This is a genomic window from Lentzea flava, assembly GCF_014648475.1.
Classification (GTDB): Bacteria; Actinomycetota; Actinomycetes; order Mycobacteriales; family Pseudonocardiaceae; genus Lentzea; species Lentzea flava.
The window spans coordinates 1-2,843 of record NZ_BMRE01000130.1 but is presented as its reverse complement, the minus strand read 5'-3'; the positions used below and the strand labels follow the sequence as shown (position 1 = coordinate 2,843).

At 65.9% G+C, this 2,843-nt stretch carries 4 protein-coding genes; all 4 read left to right on the top strand.

The genetic code is table 11. From position 1 onward, the window contains the following. On the top strand, positions 1-405 hold a 405-nt coding region (locus IEZ09_RS45785; protein WP_229813569.1), incomplete at its 5' end, for a hypothetical protein. 741 nt (positions 406-1,146) lie between these two features. Next, positions 1,147-1,410 carry a hypothetical protein gene (locus IEZ09_RS45780; protein ID WP_189260127.1) on the top strand — a complete coding sequence of 88 codons (264 nt, stop codon included), beginning with the start codon at positions 1,147-1,149 and terminating at the stop codon, positions 1,408-1,410. 75 nt (positions 1,411-1,485) lie between these two features. Next, positions 1,486-2,301: a hypothetical protein gene (locus IEZ09_RS45775; protein ID WP_189260126.1), complete on the top strand. Its 816-nt coding sequence runs from the start codon at positions 1,486-1,488 to the stop codon at positions 2,299-2,301. A gap of 86 nt (positions 2,302-2,387) precedes the next feature. Beyond that, a partial coding sequence (locus IEZ09_RS45770) for a hypothetical protein (protein WP_189260125.1) occupies positions 2,388-2,843 on the top strand: 456 nt, incomplete at its 3' end.

Sequence of the window (2,843 nt, the reverse complement as noted above, 5' to 3'; positions counted from 1 at the left end):
GCGGATGAGGAGGCCGCTGAGGGCGCCGGAGACGAGTTCGCCGTGTTCACCGACGATGCTGAGAGTTCGCTTGCTGAGAGTTCGCTTGCTGAGTTGGATCTCTCTGGGCTGGAAGAGGACTCGGATTCGGATGACAGCTGGATCGGTGCTGTTGGAAGGGATTCCCCGCCTGTCCGATTGAACCTTGCGGATCTGAGGCGGCGTATCACAAGTGATGTGCCGGCTTTGCCGAAAGACGACGAGAACGACGACACTGATGAGGGGGCAGCCGCCTCCGACGAGCCAAGCGCGGGACGGGCTTCCCCTGCGCGGTCGCTGTGGGCATCGGAAGAGACGGATGACCAGGTCAGTGTGGGCTCTGTCGAAGTGGCGGAGTCGGGCGAAGAGTCCGAGTTGGATAGGTAGCAGAGTCGTTGGGGCGGCAGGCCGGACGCTCGCGACCCGATCCGTCTCCGGAGCCTGCGTTGTTGTCCGCCGGCGACACCGCGTCCGTGCTGTCGTTCGGCAGCGACGCGAGCTCGTCCTCCGGTCCTGGCGCGTCGCGTGGTGCACTGATGGCGGCGCGTTCGAGCAGTGCGGACGATCTCGTCCTCGCTGCCTTGCGTGAGGAGTACCGCCTCCCGCATGTGTACGACGTGGACCTCGACGGGCGACGGCTCGTGGATCCGGCGGCGCCCGCGATGCTTCGTTCGCTGGTGACCGCGGTGCTCACGGCCGCGTCCTGCGGGAGGATGCGGGACTGCCACTGCCAACGGTCACGATCACCGGTCCGGAGCCGGAAGCGGAGTTCATCGCCGGCCTGGTGCGTGCCGAGCTGGGCGCCGGGCGCCCGCAGTCAGCGCCGCCGGTCGCTGCCGCGCGCTCGGTCAGTGTCGCGGTCACATTGCCCACCAACGACCACAACGAGCACGAAGAGACGCTGTACACGGTGGGCGGTGTGAGCTTCAACGCCGGTGCCACATCGGACAAGGCCACCTGGGACCGGCTGCACCAGGCGATCAGAGGCCGGAGGACAGTCCCGGGTTGTTCGTCGTCTACGCCACCGGAGTCGGCGACAGGTTCCTGGTAGAGGGGCAGCTGATCGATGGCGCCGAGCTGGCCGGACGGGTGCGGAACACGGCGGAGTACCGGTGAAGGTCGACGGGGTTGCGGTGCACGTTGTCCTCGTGGCCGCAGATCCGGCCGATCCCGAGGGATCGGGGAGGCAGCGCGGAGTTCACGCAGGAGCTGCGCAGCAGTGCGGAGTTCCCGTTCGTCAGCAGGGCGACCCACCCGCTGGAGTTCGACGTGGACGGGACGGAGCTGGTGGAGGGCGACGACACGTTCGCGCTGGCCACTGCTGCGGTCAGAGGACGTGCGATGGATGCCGCTGATGTGGTCCGGCGGCCGGTTGTTCGGTATCGGCTTTGACAGCATACAGCGTCGCAGGGACAACGTGGCCGGCAAGCCGGCTGCTCTCGACGGCCCCGGTATTGGCTGGGCGTGGTGGCCAATGCCGCTGACGGCACTTCCATCGACGAGGCGGAGGCCTACTCGGCCTCACAGTGGGCGATGGCGAGTGCTGGTACTTCTGCGCCGCCCGTCGCGCTGATGTTCGACACTTCCGGTGCCAAGTTCGAGACGCCGATCGCCGACGGCACCACGGCCAAGGTTTCTGGGGATCGACTTCGCATGCCGCTGGTCATGTCTTCGATGTTCAGGCACCTGACTGGGAGCCCGGTTCGTCCGCACCTGATCATGCTGAGCAACGACGCGTCGGTGCCCGCGGGTTCGACGGGTGAGGCCAACCGCCGGCCGCTCACCCAGCTGCGGGATCACAACCTGAACTACGCCCGCACCACGACTGGCCAGCAGCTCGATCGAATGGTTGGTTACCACTTCGGTTCGCCTGTCGTTAACAGCGCTGCGGACGACGTGCAGATCACCATCGAGACCTTCCTGCGGAGCGACTACCGTTGGTCGCTGGACCAGGCGATCGAGGCGAACCTCCACAACCACGGCCACAACCTGCCAGCGGTCAAACTGTGGCTCGAGTCGCAGCCCGGGTCCGCCGAACCTGAGCTCGTGTTCGTTGACGCGTTAGCGGCGATTCAGGAGTACCGCAAACGATTGGCCGACCCGTCGGTTGCCGGAGGAGACCGGCAGCTCGCGGAGTCGCGTTGCAGCGTGCTGAGCTCGACGCGCGGGCGGCCATCGTCAAGATCGCTGGCCCTCAGCTGCCGCAGCCCAGCCAGATGTGGTACCTCCGGGACTACAGCAGGACCAAGGGCTTCACGTTCTTCGACGGCTTGGGGCATGTAGACGATTCAAGCACGGAGATGATTGTTGCGAACCCGCTCGTGGCCGTGACGTCGGCGAATCAGAGGGAAGTCTCGTATCGAATTCCGATGGAGGACGCGAAGAACCTCGATCCGGCGCGTGTCGCATCCGGTGAGCAGCGCTTGCCAGGCATCGCGAACAACATGCTCACCGGCCTCGCGGAGACCGCGGTCAGGGCAGCGTTGTGGCGGCACCGCAACGGATTGCCGCTGCCGGAGATCCAGTTGCACGGTTATGGGAACAGCCGACTTCACGGTGTCCGCACAGGACAGGCGCGCGCCAACGCGGCAGCTGCACGGGTAGAGGCTGAGGTTGTTCGGCTGCTGGACGAGCTCCAGAAGGATGTACCGCCAGCGTTGCGGCTGACGGCGGACAAGATCCGGACCCGCCCGATCTCGCATGGCAGGGAGGTTCCGCCGGGATCGCGGGACCCCTGGGGTCTGTCCTCAAAGGTCGTGTGGCTGATCTGCTTTGATCTTGGTTTGTGGTGCGTAGGCATGAGCTGGCTGATGAGCAGTGGTGTG